General features: G+C 70.9%; 17 protein-coding genes. 7 read left to right on the top strand and 10 right to left on the bottom strand.

Going from position 1 to position 19372, the window contains the following annotated elements:
* Nucleotides 1-42 precede the first annotated feature (42 nt).
* The 5 genes from ACQP1V_RS35855 to ACQP1V_RS35835 all read right to left on the bottom strand — a co-directional run bounded on the left by ACQP1V_RS35855 (nt 43) and on the right by ACQP1V_RS35835 (nt 4266).
* Nucleotides 43-255: a hypothetical protein gene (locus ACQP1V_RS35855; protein WP_387417620.1), complete on the bottom strand. Its 213-nt coding sequence runs from the start codon at nt 253-255 to the stop codon at nt 43-45.
* A 98-nt stretch (nt 256-353) separates the two neighbouring features.
* Complete coding sequence (locus ACQP1V_RS35850; protein ID WP_157570357.1) at nt 354-701, bottom strand: cupin domain-containing protein; 348 nt, start codon at nt 699-701, stop codon at nt 354-356.
* Complete coding sequence (locus ACQP1V_RS35845) at nt 698-1756, bottom strand: P1 family peptidase (RefSeq protein WP_387417619.1); 1059 nt, start codon at nt 1754-1756, stop codon at nt 698-700. The genes ACQP1V_RS35850 and ACQP1V_RS35845 overlap by 4 nt, the downstream gene beginning before the upstream one ends.
* Nucleotides 1753-3363: a PucR family transcriptional regulator gene (locus tag ACQP1V_RS35840; RefSeq protein WP_433414898.1), complete on the bottom strand. Its 1611-nt coding sequence runs from the start codon at nt 3361-3363 to the stop codon at nt 1753-1755. The genes ACQP1V_RS35845 and ACQP1V_RS35840 overlap by 4 nt, the downstream gene beginning before the upstream one ends.
* Before the next feature lie 84 nt (nt 3364-3447).
* Nucleotides 3448-4266: a TetR/AcrR family transcriptional regulator gene (locus ACQP1V_RS35835; protein WP_433414896.1), complete on the bottom strand. Its 819-nt coding sequence runs from the start codon at nt 4264-4266 to the stop codon at nt 3448-3450.
* An 85-nt stretch (nt 4267-4351) separates the two neighbouring features.
* Here ACQP1V_RS35835 and ACQP1V_RS35830 point away from each other — a divergent pair, with 85 nt between their 5' ends.
* From ACQP1V_RS35830 to ACQP1V_RS35820, 3 genes are all read left to right on the top strand, one after another.
* A complete protein-coding gene (locus tag ACQP1V_RS35830; protein WP_433414894.1) occupies nt 4352-5839 on the top strand; it encodes an MFS transporter in 1488 nt (495 codons plus the stop codon).
* 165 nt (nt 5840-6004) lie between these two features.
* Nucleotides 6005-7300, top strand: coding sequence for an aspartate aminotransferase family protein (locus tag ACQP1V_RS35825; protein WP_387417615.1), 1296 nt, complete (start codon nt 6005-6007; stop codon nt 7298-7300).
* A complete protein-coding gene (locus ACQP1V_RS35820; protein ID WP_433414892.1) occupies nt 7287-8792 on the top strand; it encodes a CoA-acylating methylmalonate-semialdehyde dehydrogenase in 1506 nt (501 codons plus the stop codon). Before ACQP1V_RS35825 ends, ACQP1V_RS35820 begins: the two co-directional genes overlap by 14 nt.
* A gap of 59 nt (nt 8793-8851) precedes the next feature.
* Here the strand turns inward: ACQP1V_RS35820 and ACQP1V_RS35815 are convergent, their stop codons facing one another.
* Nucleotides 8852-9643, bottom strand: a complete 792-nt coding sequence (locus ACQP1V_RS35815; protein WP_433414890.1) for an SAM-dependent methyltransferase — start codon at nt 9641-9643, stop codon at nt 8852-8854.
* Nucleotides 9644-9771: 128 nt separating this feature from the next.
* On the opposite strand from ACQP1V_RS35815, the gene ACQP1V_RS35810 reads away from it, so the two are divergent.
* Nucleotides 9772-11097, top strand: a complete 1326-nt coding sequence (locus ACQP1V_RS35810) for an MFS transporter (protein ID WP_433414888.1) — start codon at nt 9772-9774, stop codon at nt 11095-11097.
* 103 nt (nt 11098-11200) lie between these two features.
* Complete coding sequence (locus ACQP1V_RS35805; protein ID WP_433414887.1) at nt 11201-12574, top strand: extracellular solute-binding protein; 1374 nt, start codon at nt 11201-11203, stop codon at nt 12572-12574.
* A 21-nt stretch (nt 12575-12595) separates the two neighbouring features.
* Here the strand turns inward: ACQP1V_RS35805 and ACQP1V_RS35800 are convergent, their stop codons facing one another.
* Nucleotides 12596-12808, bottom strand: coding sequence for a hypothetical protein (locus ACQP1V_RS35800; RefSeq protein ID WP_433414885.1), 213 nt, complete (start codon nt 12806-12808; stop codon nt 12596-12598).
* Between the two features lie 195 nt (nt 12809-13003).
* Complete coding sequence (gene gabT, locus ACQP1V_RS35795) at nt 13004-14359, bottom strand: 4-aminobutyrate--2-oxoglutarate transaminase (RefSeq protein ID WP_387417610.1); 1356 nt, start codon at nt 14357-14359, stop codon at nt 13004-13006.
* Nucleotides 14360-14455: 96 nt separating this feature from the next.
* On the opposite strand from gabT, the gene ACQP1V_RS35790 reads away from it, so the two are divergent.
* Nucleotides 14456-15871: a PucR family transcriptional regulator gene (locus ACQP1V_RS35790; RefSeq protein WP_433414882.1), complete on the top strand. Its 1416-nt coding sequence runs from the start codon at nt 14456-14458 to the stop codon at nt 15869-15871.
* A 25-nt stretch (nt 15872-15896) separates the two neighbouring features.
* Here ACQP1V_RS35790 and ACQP1V_RS35785 read toward each other — a convergent pair whose 3' ends face one another.
* On the bottom strand, nt 15897-16544 hold the full coding sequence (locus tag ACQP1V_RS35785) for a TetR/AcrR family transcriptional regulator (RefSeq protein ID WP_433414880.1): 648 nt from the start codon (nt 16542-16544) through the stop codon (nt 15897-15899).
* 224 nt (nt 16545-16768) lie between these two features.
* Between ACQP1V_RS35785 and ACQP1V_RS35780 the strand changes: the two genes are divergently transcribed.
* A complete protein-coding gene (locus ACQP1V_RS35780; protein WP_433414878.1) occupies nt 16769-18217 on the top strand; it encodes an aldehyde dehydrogenase family protein in 1449 nt (482 codons plus the stop codon).
* A 90-nt stretch (nt 18218-18307) separates the two neighbouring features.
* Here ACQP1V_RS35780 and ACQP1V_RS35775 read toward each other — a convergent pair whose 3' ends face one another.
* A complete protein-coding gene (locus ACQP1V_RS35775; protein ID WP_433414876.1) occupies nt 18308-19315 on the bottom strand; it encodes a trypsin-like serine peptidase in 1008 nt (335 codons plus the stop codon).
* Between the last annotated feature and the right edge of the window lie 57 nt (nt 19316-19372).

Raw genomic sequence — 19372 nt, 5'->3', positions numbered from 1 at the left:
ATTCCGACAATTACGACACTCTCCCCTAAAGGGGACTAATCGCTAAGGGTGGTGGGAGTCGATCTCGCGGGCCCGCTGCATGAACTCCCGCGCCGAGTGCGCCTCGACGTAGACGAGTACGCCGTCCCGGCGGCGGGAGAGTCCCCAGTAGTGCGAGGTGGACTTGCCCCACCAGATCGTCCATCGGGGGAAGCGGGCGGACAGGGCGCGGACCACGGTGTCCGGACTGATCTCAGGTTCGCTGGTCGTCTGCACCCATCGAGAAAACCACATCGCACCGTGCGCACATCCCTACGGAACGTGGCCGGTGCGATAGGTCTTATACCTGGGTGGGAAAACCGCTCCCGCCGGGGTCAGGATCGGGAGTGGTAGACCTTCCGGAGCGTCTCGTGCACCGTCCAGGTCGTCTTGGCACCCTCGGCGAGCAGGCAGACGTCGCCGGGGCCGACCTCGACGGTCGCCCCGCCCTCGACCTCGATCGTGGCGCGGCCGGTGAGCACGACGAAGATCTCGTCGGCCTCGACGTCGGTGACCACGCCCGGCGTGATCTCCCATACGCCGCGACCCGGGCTGAGCTGCGCCAGCGCCACTCTCGGGTCACCGGAGACGATCTGGCCCGGGTCCAGGTCGTACGGCTCCAGCTCCACGTCGGCGACGGGGAGGGCGATCGCCCCGGCGGCGGCCAGGTTGTCGGAAATCATGTGGTCAGCACCTTTGCCAGAGTGGCCCCATCGAGGCCGGTTACGGTCAGATCGTCGGCCCCGGTCATGGTCTCGGCCGCGACCAGTGCGTTGACGATGGCTTCCTCGGTCGCCTCGATGACCGCGTAGAACAGCGGGTCGATGTACTCGTCGGAGAGCGCGGTCACCTGGTACGTGCGCGGCGTGGCCGAGTCCAGCGCAGCCGAGGGGATGTTCCTGTTGCCGGTGGAGAAGCACAGGAAGCCGTCGCCGCTGAAGTTCTCGCCCGCACCGCCGGTTCTGGCGATGCCGAGCCCGGCCCGCTGCGCGAGCCGCCTGCACTGGTGGGGGAGGAGCGGCGCGTCGGTCGCCACGATGCCGATGATCGAGCCGGCGCCCTCGTGCGCCACCGGCTCGGCGGGCAGCCGCTCGCCGACGTTGACCCCGTTGACCGTCAGCCGTTCCCTCTTGCCGTGGTTGGCCTGGACGAGGACGCCGACCGTGTAGCCGTCCACGACGCGCGAGGCCGTGCCGATGCCGCCCTTGAAACCGTGGCAGATCATGCCGGTGCCGCCGCCGACCGAGCCTTCGGCGACCGGGCCCCCACTGGCCTCGCGGTACGCCTGGTGGACGTGCTCACGCCGGACGTGCTGGCCGCTGATGTCGTTGAGCCGGCCGTCCCAGGTCTCACCCACGACCGGCTGTGACCACGCCGGCCTGCCGGTGCTGATCTCGAGTTCCACCAACGCGTCCCTGACCACGCCCACCGATGCGGTGTTGGTCAGGGCGATCGGGGAGGTGAGCACCCCGAACTCCTCCAGGACGGCCATGCCGGTGATCTCGCCGCAGCCGTTGAGCCAGTGGAGGCCGGCGTACAGCGGCTCGTCGAAGGTCGAGTCCCCGTGGGGAAGGATGACCGTCACTCCGGTGCGGACCGGGCCCTGACCGGTGGCCCGGGGCCCCTCGCCACTGATCAGCGTTGTGTGGCCGACGCGCACTCCGGCGACGTCGGTGATGGCGTTGTGCGGCCCCGGCGTTCCCGTGCCGATAACGATGCCGTGCTCGCGAGCCCTCAACGGGCCTCCCTTCGAAAGGATTCCAAGGCAAGCAGTGCCACGTGAAGTGACAGGCACGATTCAACATCGTCCAGGTCGGTGTCCAAAACGCGTTCGAGGCGGCGCAGCCGGTCGTAGAACGCCGGCCGGGACAGGTGGGCCTTCTGCGCGGCGACGGCCTTGTTGCGCCCGGCGTCCAGATAGATCCGCAGAATGCGGGTCAGGTCGCCGTTGCGCTGGGCGTCGTGGGCGAGCAGCGTGCCGAGCTCGCGCTCGGCGAAGGTCTGCAACCGGGAGTCGTCGCGCAGCAGGTGGAGCAGGCCGCGCAGCCGCAGGTCGGGCAGCCGGTAGAAGGCTCGCCCGTCAGGCTGGCGCACCGCCACGTCCGCCACCTGCTCGGCTTCGAGGAAGCTGCGTCGTACGTCCCTGATGGACTCGACCACGGAGCCGGCGGCGAGCACGAACGTGCCGGTGTAGGAGGTGCGCAGCCGGTCGGCGAGCGCGTTGAGCGCGGCCTCGGCCGTGAGGCGCGGAGGCAGGGGGATCAGCAGGCCGACGTGGTGCTGGTCCAGCGTGCCGACCAGGGCGGGGAGCTTGGCGTCGCGGCACGCCGCCGCGCCCGCCTCGGCCAGCTCCCCGAGCTGGGCCTGCTCGCCCAGCGCCGTGTCGGTGGGGCCGGTCAGCCGGATGACGGCGCTGACCAGCTTCCGCCCGGTGAGCGGCACGCCGACGGCGCGAGCCCGGGCGGCCGCCTCCTCCGGGTCGGCGTACGCGTGGGTCAGGATGCCGGTGATGATCGTGCCGTGGGCCTGGCGCTCCAGGGACTCCTGGTGGCGTTCGAGCAGACGGCTGAGCGCGAGCGTGGTGGCGGCCCGCTCGGCGAGCACGATGTCGCGGGGGCTGGGCTCGCCGTCGCAGAGCAGGATCAGCCGGCCCCAGTCCTGTCCCCGGGCGCCGACCATGGTGATCAGCCAGCCCGAGGCCGCGTCGTACGCGGTGCGCTCGTCGGGGGCGACCCCACGGGAGCGGGTCTCCCAGCTCGCCAGCAGTGTCCCCGTGTCGCGGCCGGCGGTGTCGCAGGCGAGCACCTGGTGGGCGAGGTTCTCCAGCAGGACCGGCCGGCCGGAGAAGCGGGCGACCTGGCCGAGCACCTCGGCCGGGGGCGCGCCCTCGACCGACAGCTCGGTGAACACCTCGTGCAACTGCTCGGACGCCCGCAGCTCCTGGAGCTGGATGTCGATGATCCGGGCGTGCACCGACTCGGTGATCTGCACGAACGGCGTCTCGCGGGCCAGCACGATCAGGGGCAGGCCGTGTTCCTCCGCCGCCTTGACGACCAGGCGGGGCAGCTCGCGCACGAACTTGCGTCCGAGCTCGACCACGAGGCCGGAGGCGCCGACCGCGGCCAGGTCGGCGATGTAGTCGGCGAGTTTGTCGGGCTCGTCGGGCAGGGCGACGCCGGTGGTGAGCACCAGCTCACCACCGCGCAGCATGGTGGCGATGTCGCTGATCTCGCCGACGTGGACCCAACGCACGCGGGTGTCCAGCCGGTCCGAGCCGGCCACCACCCGTGGGTTGCCACGCCGGACGGCGTCGAGCGCGAGCACGTCGGCGACCGTCGGAAGCATGTCCATGAGGCTACCTGATCATTATGTAAGGCCGATGCGGGCCAGCCTGACAGGATGACGCGGAGTCGACCCGCGTCTCCGCCACTAAGGGCTGGTCCTGGGCGGGTCCTGAGCGGCCCGCTCTCCGCCGGCCTGTTCGGTGCCGCCGGCTTCCGTGCCGCTCTTTTCCGCGCCACGCTTTTCCGCGCCGGAGCCGGGCCGGCGCGCGTCGAGGCCGTCGAGCAGTGCGACCAGGCCATAGTCGAAGGCGATCTGCCGCGCGACCAAGGGATCGATGCCGCTGGCGGTGTAGTCCTTGTATTGCTTGAGGAGGTCGGGGTGCCCGACCGCCAGTCCCTCGATCGTCGGCATCATCTCGTTCTGGGCCTCGCACGGGGAGTCGCCCGCGCGGTTCACCATGCCGCGCCACGCCGCCTCGGGTACGGCGGAGCCGAGGGTGTACGCGGAGACGGCCCCGACGGCGAAGTCGATGTCGATGCCTTGGAACCCGGCCTTCTTGCAGGCCTTGACCAGCAGGTCCACCATCGTCAGCGCGTTCGGCCCGATGCCCGGCAGCACTCCGATGAGCCCGACGGACCACGGGTGCGCGAGGATCGCCCCGCGCAGGCCCCACGCGATGGCCCCCGCGGTCTCGCGCCAGCTCGCCCCGACGGGTGTCGGCACCTCGCGGTAGACCTCGTCCATGGCGAGTTCGAGCAGTTCGTCCTTGTTCGCGACGTGCCAGTAGAGGCTGGTCGCCCCCGCGCCGAGCCGGGCGCCGAGCTTGCGCATGCTCAGCGCGTCGAGCCCCTCCGCGTCGAGCAGTTCGATGGCGGCGCGAACGATCTGGTCGCGGCTGAGCCCCTGCTCGCGCCGCCCCTTGCGTTCCCGGGTCCAGACGGAGGTGAAGGGCTTCGCTGACATCATCACAGGATATTTCCTCGCACGGCGTACGAGGTTTATCGTACAGTGTGCGATCTGAATCGCACACTGTACGAGGGGAAGAACGATGTCACATCCGCGCCGGTGGTGGATCCTCGGCGTTCTCTGCCTGAGCCTGCTTGTCCTCGTCGTGGACAACACCGTGCTCAACCTGGCGATCCCCGCGCTCATGCGGGACCTGGGAGCCAGTCCGTCGGACATTCAATGGATCATCGATTCGTACGTTCTGGTGTTCGCGGGCCTGCTGCTCACCGCGGGAAGCCTCTCCGACCGGTACGGCCGGCGCCGGATGCTCATCGTCGGCCTGGTCTTCTTCGGCGGGGCCTCCGTACTGGCGATGCTCGCGGCGCAGCCGTGGCAGCTCATCGGCGCGCGGGCGCTGATGGGCGTCGGCGGCTCGTTCATCATGCCGTCCACGCTGTCGATCCTGATCACCGTCTTCGACGAGTCGGAGCGGCGTAAGGCCATCGCCGCCTGGAGCTCGGTCGCGATGCTCGGCGTGATCGCGGGGCCGACGATCGGCGGGTTCCTCCTCCAGCACTACTACTGGGGCTCGGTCTTCCTGCTCAACGTGCCGATCGCCGCGCTCGCCGTCATCGCCGCCGTGGTGCTGATGCCCGAGACGCGCGGCTCGACCCGGAAGATCGACCCCGTGGGCGTCGTCCTGTCGGTCGTCGGCATGGCCGCCCTGGTGTGGGTCGTCATCGTCCTGCCCACCGACGGCCTGGACCCGCTCTCCCTCGCGGTCGCGGTGATCGCGCTCGCCGGGTTCGTGTTCTGGGAGCGCAGGGCCGAGCACCCCATGCTTCCGCTCGGGCTGTTCCGCGACCGGTCGTTCAGCGGCGCCTGCTTCTCCATCGTGCTGCTTTCCTTCGGCTCGGGCGCGCTGATGCTGGCGCTCACGCAGTACCTCCAGTTCGTGCTCGGCTACGAGCCGATGCGCGCGGGGCTCGCGCTGCTGCCGTACGTCGTGGCCGCGCTCGTGTTCAACGGGCTCGGCGCCGGGCTGGGCAAGAAGGTCAGCAACCGCACGCTGATTGTGGTCGGCCTGTTCGTGATGGCCGCAGGGTTCGGCGTGTTGTCCACGCTCACCGGCGGGTACGGCACGCTCATCACCGGCCTGATCGTCATGGGCGTCGGCGGCGGTCTCGCCGGTCCCGCGGCGTACGCGACGCTGATGGGCGCGGTGCCGGCCGAGCACGCGGGCGTCGGCTCCGCGCTGAACGACACCGTCCAGCAGGTCGGTATGGCGCTGTCGGTGGCCGTGCTCGGCAGCGTGCTGGCCGGGGCGTACACCGCGGCGATGCCGGAGTCGGCGCCCGAGGCGGCGCGCGACTCGATCAGCGGAGCGCTGGCTCTGGGAGATCCGTCGATCGTGGCCACGGCCAAGGAGGCGTTCGTGTCGGCCATGTCCGTCGGCTCCCTCGTCGGGGTCGGCTGCTCGCTGGCCGCCGCGGTGGTGGCGCTGCTGGTGCTGCGCCGCTCGGCCGCGGCGGGGACGCCGGCGGCCGATGCGCCCGTCGCGGGGGCGCCCACGGCGGGTACGCCGGCCTGATCCGTCGCTTCACCCGAGGTACGGCCGCTGCGCCCCGGCGGCCGTACCTCTATTTGTCCGGACATGCGGATGTCTTTTCGGGGGTTTCATCATGTAAGGCAGAACATGAGAACGCCGACATGGTGCGGGTGGGAGCGGAGGGCGCGAGGCGGGATACTCGACACCATGTCGGACCTTCTTGCCCGCCACCGCGCGGTAATGCCCAACTGGCTCGCCCTGAACTACGAAGAGCCCCTCGAGATCGTCAGCGGCAAGGGCAACCGTGTCGTCGACTCCTCCGGCAAGAGCTACCTCGACTTCTTCATCGGGATCCTGACCAACATGATCGGGTACGACGTGCCCGAGGTGCGCGAGGCCGTCGAGCGGCAGCTCGCCACCGGTGTGGTCCACACGTCCACGGCGTACCTGCTGCGCGGGCAGATCGAGCTGGCCGAGAAGATCGCCAAGCTTTCCGGCATCGAGGACGCCAAGGTCTTCTTCACCAACTCCGGCACCGAGGCGAACGAGACCGCGCTGCTGCTCGCCACCTACGCGCGCAAGTCGGACCAGGTCCTGGCCATGCGGCAGAGCTACCACGGCCGCTCCTTCGGCGCGATCAGCGTCACCAGCAACCGGTCGTGGAAGAACAACTCGCTCTCGCCGCTCAACGTGCACTTCCTGCACGGAACCGACCGGCACCTCGCCCAGTTCCGCGGGATGTCGGACGCCGCCTACATCGAGGCCTGCGTCGACGACCTGCGGCACGTGCTCTCCACCGGCGTGTCGAACAACGTCGCGGCGCTGATCGCCGAGCCGATCCAGGGGGTCGGCGGCTTCACCATGGCCCCCGACGGCCTGTTCGCGGCGTACAAGGAGGTCCTGGACGAGGAGGGCATCCTCTTCATCTCCGACGAGGTCCAGACCGGCTGGGGCCGGACCGGCTCCGCGTTCTTCGGCATCCAGAACCACGGCGTGACGCCCGACATGATGACCTTCGCCAAGGGGCTCGGCAACGGCTTCGCGGTCGGCGGCATCGTCGCCCGGCGCGACCTGATGGACGGGCCGCACGCGCTCGGCGTGGCCACCTTCGGCGGCAACCCCATCTCGATGGCGGCGGCGAGGGCTACCCTCGACTACGTCCTCGACAACGACCTGCAGGCCAACGCCGCCAAGACGGGCGAGATCATCATCTCCGGCCTGCGCGAGGCCGCGGCCCGGCTGCCGATCGTCAAGGAGGTCCGCGGCAAGGGCCTGATGTTCGCGATCGAACTCGTGGACCCGGGCACGAAGGCGCCCGCCCCCGCGCTGGCCGTCCGCTTCATGGAGGAGACCCGCAAGCTCGGTCTGCTCGTCGGCAAGGGCGGCCTGCAGGGCAGCGCGCTCCGCATGGCCCCGCCGCTCACCCTGACCGAGGACGAGGCCCGGGAGGGCCTGGACATCATGATCACCGCTCTGGAGACCGTCAACGATGAAGCACGTTAACCACTGGATCAACGGGACCCGCGTCTCCGGAGGGGGCCGCACCTCCGAGATCTTCAACCCGGCCACGGGCGAGGTCAGCGGCACCGTCGAGCTCGCGGCCATCGAGGACGTGGACGCCGCCGTCGAGGCGGCGAAGGCGGCGTTCCCCGCCTGGCGCGACGCGTCGCTGGTCAAGCGGGCCCAGATCCTCTTCCGCTTCCGCGAGCTGCTGGACCGGAACCGTGACGAGCTGGCCGCGCTGATCAGCGCCGAGCACGGCAAGGTGCACTCCGACGCGCTCGGCGAGGTCGCCCGCGGCATCGAGGTCGTGGAGTTCGCCTGCGGCATCCCGCACCTGCTCAAGGGCGGTTTCTCCGAGAACGTCTCCACCCGCGTGGACTCGTACTCCATCCGGCAGCCGCTCGGCGTGGTCGCCGGGATCACGCCGTTCAACTTCCCGGCGATGGTGCCGATGTGGATGTTCCCCGTGGCGATCGCCTGCGGGAACACGTTCATCCTCAAGCCGTCGGAGCGCGACCCCTCCGCGTCGCTGCTGATCGCCGAGCTGTGGAAGCAGGCGGGCCTGCCCGACGGCGTGTTCAACGTCGTCCAGGGCGACAAGGTCGCCGTCGACCGGCTGCTTGAGCACCCCTCCGTCGCGGCCGTCTCCTTCGTCGGCTCGACCCCGATCGCCCGGTACGTGTACGAGACGGGGACCGCGCACGGCAAGCGGGTCCAGGCGCTGGGCGGCGCCAAGAACCACATGCTCGTACTGCCCGACGCGGACCTGGACCTGGTCGCGGACTCGGCCGTGTCGGCGGGCTTCGGCTCGGCCGGCGAGCGGTGCATGGCGATCTCCGTCGTGCTCGCCGTGGACCCGGTCGGCGACGAGCTGGTGAGCAAGATCGTCGAGCGGGTCGGGAAGCTCACCATCGGCCCCGGCGACCAGCCGACGTCCGAGATGGGCCCGCTGGTCACCGAGGTCCACCGCGACAAGGTGGCCTCCTACATCGACCTCGGCCTGGAGGAGGGCGCCAAGCTCGTGGTCGACGGCCGCGAGACGCCCGTCCAGGGCGGGGCGGCCGCCGCGCAGACCCCGGGCTTCTGGCTCGGCCCCACCGTGCTCGACCATGTCCCGGCCAACTCCCGGGTCCACCGCGAGGAGATCTTCGGCCCGGTCCTGTCCGTCGTGCGGGTCAAGTCGTACGAGGAGGGCCTGGAGCTGATCAACACCGGCGAGTACGGCAACGGCACCGCGATCTTCACCAATGACGGCGGCGCGGCCCGGCGCTTCCAGAACGAGGTGGAGGTCGGCATGGTCGGCATCAACGTGCCGATCCCCGTACCGATGGCGTTCTACAGCTTCGGCGGCTGGAAGGCGTCGCTCTTCGGCGACACGCATGTCCACGGCGCCGAGGGCGTGCACTTCTACACCCGGGGCAAGGTCGTGACGTCGCGCTGGCTCGACCCCTCGCACGGGGGCGTGAACCTCGGCTTCCCGACCAACAAGTAACGGGGCGTACCGGCCGGACGCGCGCCGGGGCGTGGGAACACGCCCCGGCGCGCGTCGCCTTACTTGACGCTGCCGACGCCGCAGAGGAAGTAGGACTTCACCGTCTCCAGGCGCGGCGCGAGCACCGGGCTGTCCGGCCGCCACTCGTGCAGATTGACCACGCCCGGCTCGACCATGTCCAGGCCGTCGAAGAACGGCTCGATCTCGCTGGACACGCGCGCCACGAACTGCGCGGACGCGCTCCGGTAGATGCCCTCGACCGGAGGGGCGGACTCGGGACGTTCGTCCACCGCCACGTGCGAGATGACCATGTGGCTGCCCGGGGGCAGCGCGCTCCGGATCTGGGCGATGATGCCGATGGGGTCGTCGGAGTCCGGGATGAAGTGGACGATCGCCAGCAACAGCACGGCGATCGGCTCGTCGAAGTTCAGGTGGCCGCGCACCTCGGGGTGGTTCATGATCTCGCCCGGCTGCCGGAGGTCGCCCTCCACGACGACCACCTGGGGGCTGTCCTGCAGCAGGGCGCGGGCGTGGACGAGCACCTGCGGGTCGTTGTCCACGTAGACCGTACGGGCCTCGGGGGCTACCTCGGCGACCACCTGGTGCACGTTCTGCTGGGTGGGCAGGCCGGCGCCGATGTCGAGGAACTGGCGGACGCCCTGTTCGGCGAGGAACCGCACCGCGCGCTGCAGGAAGGCGCGGTTCTCCCTGATCCCGATCGGGATCTCCGGCACGTAGCGCAGGACCTGTTCGGCCGCCGCGCGGTCGGAGGGGAAGTTGTCCTTGCCGCCCAGGTAATAGTCGTACATCCGTGCCGCATTGGGAGTATTCGGATCAAACTCGACGCCCATCACGTCCCCTATTCATCGCTGATCCTCGCGCGCCGCGTACCGGGCTGAATTCACTGGAAAAGCTGAGATATCTGGATATCTGAGGAAAAGCTAGCTTATCGGGGTTTTGTGGTGCCATGATCGGGTCCGTGACTTCCCCGCCTCGCGTGCTGGGCGCACAGCTTGCGGACGGCATCTCCAAAGGAAACATGCGGGCTCTGCTGTTCCTCGCGACCGCGGGGACGGCAGTCGTCTCCTTCCTGCCGTCGACCCAGCCGCACATCCTCACCACCATCCTCGGCGTGCCCGAGTCGGAGCAGGGCACGATCGTCGGCCTGCTGACCTCGTCCGCCGAGCTCGCGATGATCCTCAGCCTGGCCTGGTACGGCGCGCTCGCCGACCGATTCGGCCGCCGCCTCATCGTGGTCGGCGGTCTGGCATTGTGCGCGATCGGTGCCCTGCTGTTCCCCTTCGCCGGCAACACCACCGTCCTCGTCGCCCTGAGGGTGATCTTCGGGCTGGGTGTCGCGGCCATCAACGCCATGCTCTCGACGATCGCCATCGACTACGTGCGTGAACGGTCGCGCGGCAAGTCGTACGGGCTCATCGGCGTCTTCGGCGGGCTCGGCGCGCTGATCGCGGTGCTGGTCGTGGCCAAACTGCCGCAGACCATGGAGAAGCGCGGCCTGGATCCGGTGGCGGCGACCCGGGTGTCGTTCCTGCTGATCGCGGCGGGCATCCTGCTCGTGGCCGGCCTCCTCTGGGCGACGCTCTCCCGGGTTCCCGCCGCGGCCACCACCGAGCGCACGCCGCTGGCCCGCCTGGTCCGCGAAGGGCTCGTGCTCGGACGCGATCCCGGCGTCGCGCTCTCCTACGCCGCCTCGTTCGTCGCGCGCGCCGACCTCGCCATCGTCGTGAGCTTCCTGTCGCTCTGGATCGTCAAGTACGCGACCGCCGAAGGCGGGCTGTCGAGCGCCGAGGCGCTGGCGAAGGCGGGTGCGGTGGTCGGCATCTCGCAGACCGTCGCGCTGGTGTTCGCGCCCCTCTTCGGCTGGCTGGGCGACCGCATGCGCCGCGAGGACCTGCTCATCCTGGCCCAGTTCATCGGCGCGGGCGCCTACCTGTCGACGCTGCTCGTCAGCGATCCCCTCGGCCCGGGCATGATGATCGTCGCCGTGCTCATCGGCATCGGCGAGATCGCCGGCATCACGACCGCGGGGCCCATGCTGGCGCAGCAGGTTCCCGCCGCGGTGCGAGGGACGGCGTTCGGGGTGCACACGCTCTGCGGCGCCCTCGGCGTCATGATCATCTCGGCGCTGGGCGGGGCACTCCACGACGCGTGGCGTCCCGCGGGGCCGTTCGTGGTCGCCGGCGTTTGCGGTCTGCTCGTCGCCGTCTTCGGCCTCGTCGTACGGCACCGCATCAAGGCCAGAGCCGACGAGGGGCCCGCGCGCGAGGCGCTCACCACGGTCTGAGGGGCGGCCTCAGGGAAGGCGGGACGGGACGGCGGCGCGCGAACGGGGTCGTCCCGCCGCCGCGCCAGTAGGCTCGGGACGTCCGTTTCCTAAGGGGGTCCGAGTGGCGATCCGTCCTGCCCGCCCTTCCCGTCGTGCCCACCCCGCCCGCGCCCCCCGGCGCCCGCGCACCGCCGCGCCGTGCGCCGCCATCGCCCTCATCGGACTGCTCGCCGCGGCCTGCGGCGCAACGGAGCCGACGACGGCCGGGATGGCCGCGACCACCCCCGCGACCAGCCCCGCCACCACGACTGTCACCACGACCGCCACCACGACGGCGACAGCCACGGCGACGCCGCATTCCCAGGGAGCGGGGACCCCGGCGGTCGGATCCGGGGCCGTGCCGCGGGCGCGCGCGACCGGCCCGTCGCCGAGCCCCACCTCGGCCACGCCGTCCAAACCGGAGAAGACCCCCACGCCGATCGCCTCGACAGGACCGGGGGAGGGCGCGGTCAACGTCCTCGCGCTCCCCGGATACGTCGAATGGGGCGGCACCGACCCCAAGGTCAACTGGGTGACGCCGTTCCAGGCGAGGACCGGCTGCAAGGTGAACCTGCGCACCTACGACACCGCCGCGGCGGCCGCCGGGGCGCGGCCGCTCGACCCCGGCTCGTTCGACGTGGTCGCCGCCCCACCCGAGGTGGCGGGCAAGCTGATCGACGAAGGCTCCGTCGCCCCGCTGAACACCTCGCTGATCGCGGCCTACCATGACATCCCCAAGCGGCTGCGCCGGCTGGAAACGCGTAAGGGCGACGCGTACGGCGTGCCGTACCTGTGGGGGGTCAACGAGGTCCTCTACGACTCCTCCAAGGAGGGGCCGAGGACGGCGGCGGCACTCTACGGCGGCACCGGCAAGGTCATGCTCAAGGACAGCCCGCTGACGATCGCCGACGCCGCCCTCGTGCTGAAGCGGCGCGGAGCCGACATCGAGGACCCCTTCCAGCTCACGCCGTCCCAGCTCGACGACGCGGTCAAGCTGCTGTCCCGTGGGAAGCCGGCCGGCCGCGTCTACTGGCGTGACCCCATCGAGGTCGTCCAGGGGTTCGCCTCCGGGTCCGTACGGCTCGCCCAGGGCACGCCGTACCAGCGGGACGTGCTGGCCCGAGGCGGTCGGCCGGTGAAGGCGGCGAGCGGGCCGGTGACCGGCTGGGCCGACGCATGGATGGTCTCCTCGGCGGCCGCCCACCCCTCGTGCGCGTACGAGTGGCTCGACTGGGTCAGCTCGGTGACGGTGCAGAAGGACGCGGCCGAGTGGGTGGGGCTGGCCCCGGCCAACAGCGAGGCGTGCGCCGGCCGTACGCGGCGGATCTGCGCGGACGACGAGTCGTTCGACGATGTTCACTTCGCCTCGCGCCCGGCGAAGAACTGCGCGGGCGGGGACGGGGTGTGCGTGCCCTATGGCCAGTGGGTCGAGCGCTGGAAGCGCCTCGTGGGCTGATCTCCGGCCTTCGGGGAGCGCTCAGGAGAACGCCCGGCTGCGGCGCTGGAGCGGAATCGCGCCCTCCGGGACGGGCAGCAGCGCCTCGGCGCAGTCGTCGCACGCGTGGACGGGCGCGTCGTCGGGAAGCCGGCCCACCAGAACCCGGGGTCGCGGCCATTTCTTGTGGCACACCACGCAGGCGTCACCTTCGAGTTGGGTCGCGGTCAGGCCCGCGGGGTCGAACGTCGGCACGAGCCTTCCGGCCCCTTTCGGATCCCACCCCATCGCGTTCCCCCTTCGCATACCCGAACCGTTATAACGCGGTTACGTCGTGTGATCGATTAGGGAGATGCCAAGCACGGGTTAAATCGCAGGCATGTGGCAGACCGTATAACAACAAAAGGGACACCCGGCGTGAAGCCGGGTGTCCCCCGTAAACCTTGCTTCCTACGCGACCGCGGCGATGGCCTTCTCCAGAATGGACAGGCCCTCCTCCAGCAGCTCGTCGGAGATGACGAGCGGCGGCAGGAAACGCAGGACGTTCCCGTACGTGCCGGCGGTCAGCACGAGCAGGCCCTCGGCGTGGCACCGGCGCGCGATCTCGGCGGTGGCGGCCGCGTTCGGCTCCTTGCCGCCGGGCTGCACCAGCTCGATCGCGACCATGGCGCCCCGGCCGCGGGCTTCGCCGACGATCTCGAAGCGCTCCTTGAACGCGTTGAGGCGGGAGAGCATGACCTCGCCGATGTGCGCGGCGCGCTCGACGAGCTTCTCCTCCTCGATGGTCTCCAGCACGCCGAGCGCCGCCTCGCAGGCGAGCGGGTTGCCGCCGTACGTGCCGCCGAGGCCGCCGCCGTGGACGGCGTCGAGCAGCTCGGCCCGGCCGGTCACGGCCGCCAGCGGGAGGCCGCCCGCGATGCCCTTGGCCGTGACGATGATGTCCGGGACGATGCCCTCGTGCTCGCAGGCGAACATGTCGCCGGTGCGGGCGAAGCCCGTCTGCACCTCGTCGGCGATGAAGACGATGCCGTTGGCCTTGCAGAACTCGACGATCTTGGGCAGGAAGCCGGGCGCCGGCTCGATGAAGCCACCCTCACCGGCGATCGGCTCGATGACCACGGCGGCGACGTTCTCGGCGCCGATCTGCTTGGTGATCATGTCGATCGCCTGGGCGGCGGCCTCGTCGGCGCAGTTCTCCGGACCGGTCGGCCAACGGAAGGGGTAGGCCAGCGGCGCCCGGTACACCTCGGGAGCGAACGGCCCGAACCCGTTCTTGTACGGCATGTTCTTGGCGGTCAGCGTCATCGTGAGCAGCGTCCGGCCGTGGTAGCCGTGGTCGAACACGACGACCGCCTGGCGGCCGGTCGCGTTCCTGGCGACCTTGACGGCGTTCTCGACGGCCTCGGCGCCGCTGTTCACCAGGAACGTGCGCTTCTCGTGGTCGCCGGGGGTGAGCGCGTTGAGCTTCTCGCACACCGCGACGTACGACTCGTACGGCGTGACCATGAAACAGGTGTGGGTGAAGTCGGCGACCTGCTTCTGGACCCGCTCGACGACGCGCGGCGCGGCGTTGCCGACGCTCGTCACGGCGATGCCCGAACCGAAGTCGATCAGGGAGTTGCCGTCCACGTCCACGACCACGCCGCCGCCGGCCTGGGTGATGAAGACGGGCAGAGTCGTGCCGACGCCGGAGGGCACGGCGGACTGCTTGCGCGAGAACAGCTCGCGCGACTTGGGGCCGGGGATCTCGGTGACGAGGCGGCGCTCCTGGGGAAGTCCGGGGCCGCCGTGCGGGGCAGTGCTCATGCCATCGACGGTACGGCCCACGTCCCGGCCTGCCGATGTGTCGCCGTGGCACAATGGTGATGTTCGTTTGTACCAGGTGGATAAGTCGAGGACGACATGGCGCCGACGCTGCGCAGAGTGACGGCGATGGCCCCGCTCCATCTGGAGGTCCTGGCGGGCGCGGCGGCGCTCGACCGGCAGGTCCGCTGGGTGGCGGTGAGCGAGCTCGAGGATCCCACACCCTTCCTTGAGGGCGGAGAGCTGGTCCTCACCACCGGCATGCGGCTCGACGCCGGTAACGCCCTGCCGTACGTGTCGCGGCTGGTCGCCAGGGGCGTCACCGGGCTCGGTTTCGGCGTCGGCCTGTCCCACGAGGATGTGCCTGCCGAACTGGTCGAGGCGGCGGCCGTGGCCGGGCTTCCGCTCATCAAGGTGCCGAGGGACACCCCGTTCATCGCGATCGGCAAGGCGGTCAGCGAGCTGCTCGCGGCCGAGCAGTACGAGGAGATCAGCCGCGCGTTCGCCGCTCAGGGCCGGCTCACCAGGGCCGCGCTCCAGCCGGAGGGCATGAGCGCCGTGATCGAGCGGCTCGCCCGCGAGATCGACGGCTGGGCGCTGCTCCTCGACCCCGCCGGGGCGGTGCGCCACGCCGCGCGCACGGGACAGCCGGCCGCGCGGGCCCACGCGCTGGAGCCGGAGCTGGCGCGGCTGCGCGCCCCCGGAGCTCCCTCCAGCATCGCCCTGTCCGTGCCGGGCGAGCACGTGATCGTGCAGCCGCTCGGTCGTCGCGGTTTCTTCGCGGTGGGCTCCGCGCGGCCGTTCACCCCCGTCGGCCACACCGTCGTCAACGCGGCCGGATCGCTGCTGACTCTCGGGCTGGAGCAGGGGCGCGAGCAGCGGGCGGCCGAGCGGCGGGTGCGCGCCGCCGTGCTGCGGCTGCTGCTCGCGGGGGAGCGCGCGGCGGCGGGCGAGACCGTCGCCGCGATGGGCGAGGAGCTGCCCGCCGAGCCGTTCGTCGTCCTCGCCTGCGACACCGACGAGCCTCTCGCCCACGGCTTCCCGTACGGGGGGCTGACCGTGACGCTGGCCGGCCAGGCGGAGGCCGAGGGCGTGATCGCGCGGGTGGCCCGGCGGGGACGGGTCGGCGCCAGCGGGCCGGTGGCGTACGCGGAGCTGGCCTTGGGGCTCGACCAGGCGGAACGCGCGCTGGCGTCGGCCGCTCCGATCGCCCGGTTCCCCGAGCTGGCCGGACAGGGTGTGCTCTCCCTGCTCGACCCGGCCGCCGCCGCGGCGTTCTCCGCCGCGCTGCTCGCGCCGCTGCGCGAGTACGGCTCGCGCGCCGATCTCATCGAGTCGCTCCGGGCGTACCTCGCCTGCAACGGGCACTGGGATGCGGCCGCGCAGCGGCTCGGCGTCCACCGGCACACGCTGCGCTACCGCATGAAGCGGGTGAGCGAGCTGCTCGGGCGGGACCTCGACGATCCCGCCGCGCGCGCCGAGCTGTGGATCGCGCTCAGCTACGGATCCGCCTGACCTCGCCTGACGGGGCCGGACGAGGTCAGCGGGACGACCGCGGCTCGTCGGGCCGGCGGGCCAGGAAAGAGGTGATCGTGGCGGTGGTCACGGTCTCGTACGTCTTGGTGTCGCGCAGGTGCCCGGCACGCTCCAAGCTGAGCGCTCCCTGGGCGGCCGCCCACACCGCGTCGGCGATCTTCCTGGGCTGGGTGGGGATGAGATACCCGGCGGCGATGCAGTCCGCGATCACCCGGTCGAGGATGTTCAGCGCGGCGCGGGCCAGCGTCCTCGCCCGCTCGCTCGGTGCGAAACCGGGGATCGCCTGCTCGAACATCAGGCTGTAGTACCCGGGATCGGCGAGCGCGGCCTCCCGGTATGCGGGCCCGAGCGCGACGAGGAACTCGAGCGGGTCGGCGCGCGGCGGGACGGCGGCCAGGCGGCGGCGAAACCGCTCGAACCCTTCGAGGTAGAGCGCCTCGGCCAACCCCTCCTTGCTGCCGAACATCGTGTAGATCACGGTCGTCGAGCAGCCGGCCTCCGCCGCGATCCTGCGGACGGTGAGGCTCTCCGGGCCGGTGGTGGCGAGCAGCTTGCTCGCGACGTCGAGGAGCCGGGTGCGCAGCTCGTCGTTATTACTACGCTGCCCGAGGGCGTAGGCGCCCTGAAGTCCCAGAGGCGCCGGCGTACCCATCAGCGACGAGCCCTTCCATCGATGGGGTCCGTGACGGACCCGGTTGAGACTTAACCATGCCGTTGCGCTTTCAAACCGCTCCGAAACTGAATTCATCACGAAATCGCGCCATATCTGTGACATAGCGTGGTGGCAGGGTGTTGTCCACATTGGCCAGTCATGGCCCGGTGATTGTGCGCCCCGGAGTAGGGCCGTCCCCCACCGGTTCGCATAGCGTCGTCGGCATGGACAGCAGCGCGAACGCCACCTCACCGATCCCCTTCTGGCTGGCCGGTCGTCCCGCGACGGGAGACGCCGAGCTGGAGGTGACCAACTCCCATGACGGCCGCGTCGTCGGCGTCTACTCCGTGCCGACGGCCGAGCAGGTCGAGCAGGCCGTCGCCGCCGCGGACGCCGTGCGCAAGCAGGCGGCGGCGCTGCCCATCCACGTCCGCGCCGACGCGCTCTCCCACGTCGCGCGCCGCCTCGCCGAGCGCGCCGAGGAGATCGCGCAGCTGATCAGCGGTGAGAACGGCAAGCCCATCTTCTGGGCCCGCGGCGAGGTCAACCGGGCGATCTCCACGTTCCGGTTCGCCGCCGAGGAGGCCCGCCGGTTCAGCGGCGCCGTCCAGCGCCTCGACACCGAGCCCGCCGCCCAGGGCCGCATCGCCTACGTTTCGCGCGTGCCGCACGGCCCGGTGCTCGCGATCACGCCGTTCAACTTCCCGCTGAACCTGGTCGCCCACAAGGTCGCCCCGGCCATCGCCGTCGGCGCCCCGTTCATCGTCAAGCCCGCCCCGGCGACGCCGCTGTCCGCGCTGGTGCTCGGCGAGATCCTGGCCGAGACGAACCTGCCCGAGGGCATGTTCTCCGTGCTGCCCGTGCCCAACGATCAGGCCGGCACGCTCGTCGAGGACCCCCGCCTGCCGGTCGTCTCCTTCACCGGCTCCGGCCCCGTGGGCTACGCCCTCATGGATCAGGTCCCGCGCAAGCACGTCACGCTTGAGCTGGGCGGCAACGGCGCCGCGGTCGTGCTGGCCGACGCCGACCTCGACTGGGCCGCGGCGCGGGCGGCGCTGTTCTCCAACTACCAGGCCGGGCAGAGCTGCATCTCCGTGCAGCGCGTGATCGTCGAGGAGTCGGTGCTCGCGCCGTTCACCGAGAAGCTTCTCGCCGCCGTGGACGCCCTCGTCACCGGCGACCCATCCGACGAGAAGACCCAGGTGGGGCCGCTCGTGTCGGTCGCCGCCGCCGAGCGGGTCGAGCAGTGGGTGAAGGAGGCCGTCGAGGGCGGCGCCCGCGTGCTCGCCGGCGGCACCAGGGACGGCGCGGCGGTGGCCCCGACCGTGCTCGCCGACGTCCCCGCGGACGCCAAGCTGGCCTGCGAGGAGGTCTTCGGCCCCGTCATGATCATCCAGCCGGTGGCCTCGGTGGATGAGGCGTTCGCCGCCGTCAACGATTCCAAGTACGGCCTGCAGGCGGGCATCTTCACCCGGAACCTCGACATCGCGTTCCGGGCCAACCGCGAGCTGGAGGTCGGCGGTGTGGTCATCGGCGACGTCCCGTCGTTCCGCGCCGACCAGATGCCGTACGGCGGGGTGAAGCAGTCGGGTGTGGGCCGCGAGGGCGTGCTCTCCGCGATGAACGACTTCACCTACGAGAAGGTCATGGTCATCACCGGCGTGACCCTCTAGATCTCGGGAAACGCGCCTGGAGATCCTTCATGGAGATCCGCCCGATCTCCAGGCGCGGCACGCCGAGCCCGTCTCTTCTCCGCCCGCTGCTCACGCCCGCTGGGCGGTGTCGAAGACCTGCTTGACCTCGTCGCCGAAATACGGGCCGTACATGCTGCCGGTGTCGTTGCTGTACTTGAAGCTGCTCACCGAGGTCAGCTGGCCCTGGCCGGTCACGGGGTCGAAGCCGCTGAACCACGGGCCCCCGCTCGCCCCGGCCGTGAGATCGCACTTCAGCCCCTGGTCCTGGGTCTTCTTGTACGGGTCGTCGGACGGCATGCCGGCGCAGTAGAGCAGGTGCTCGCCGTTGTAGGGCGGGTCCGCCGGGAATCCGAAGGTGTACGTCTGCCGGCCGCGCGCGGCGTTCCAGCCGATGGTCTGGGCCCCGACCGCGTCCGCGAGGTGCCGCCCCCCGCGGTTGCTCACCGCCACCATGCCGACGTCGTAGCCGTCGTTCGCGTCCCGCGCCCACGGCCCGGCGACGAACATCCGCCGCGCCGGGTAGCTGCCGTACGGCCGCCGCCCCGCCTCGTAGCCGGGGACGAACGTCCAGTTGTCCGCCCAGGCGCCCGTGCCGTCCTTGACGCAGTGGCCGGCGGTCGCCACGACGTCTCTGTTGGCGCTGCGCACCGCGGTGCCCGAGCAGACGAAGTCGACACCGCTCAGCGTGAGGAACACCCGGCCGACGGTCGTCGTGATGGCCCCGCCGCCGGGCCACGGGGTGCCTCTGGTCGCCGTGTTCACCGCCATGCTCGCCGGGCTGCCGACGGCGGAGCGCCGGACGATCGTCCGCTGGTCCACGCCCAGCGGGCGCACCGCGCTGAGCGGGACGGACCGCGGGGAGACCAGCCGCTCCGCGAGCGCGCCGACGCGCGCGACGGTGGAGGAGAGCAGGTCGATCGGGAGCGCCCCGGCCATCCGCTCGGGCGTCCAGTACGCGGCGGGCGCGGCGGCCGCGGTGTGATCGACGACGCCGGCGGGCGGGCTCGCCGGGGCGGGCGACCCGAGAAGCTCGGCGACGAGGGTGGAGATGGTGAAGAGGATGAGGCTCGGGGTCATGAAACGCGATTTTGCACTACGCATTGTATTTCTGTCGCTACTTTTGGTGAACATCGG

This window comes from Microtetraspora malaysiensis (assembly GCF_050947145.1).
Lineage (GTDB): Bacteria > Actinomycetota > Actinomycetes > Streptosporangiales > Streptosporangiaceae > Microtetraspora_A > Microtetraspora_A malaysiensis.
Note: the sequence above shows the minus strand (reverse complement) of the source record. Positions and strands in the feature narration are given on the sequence as shown.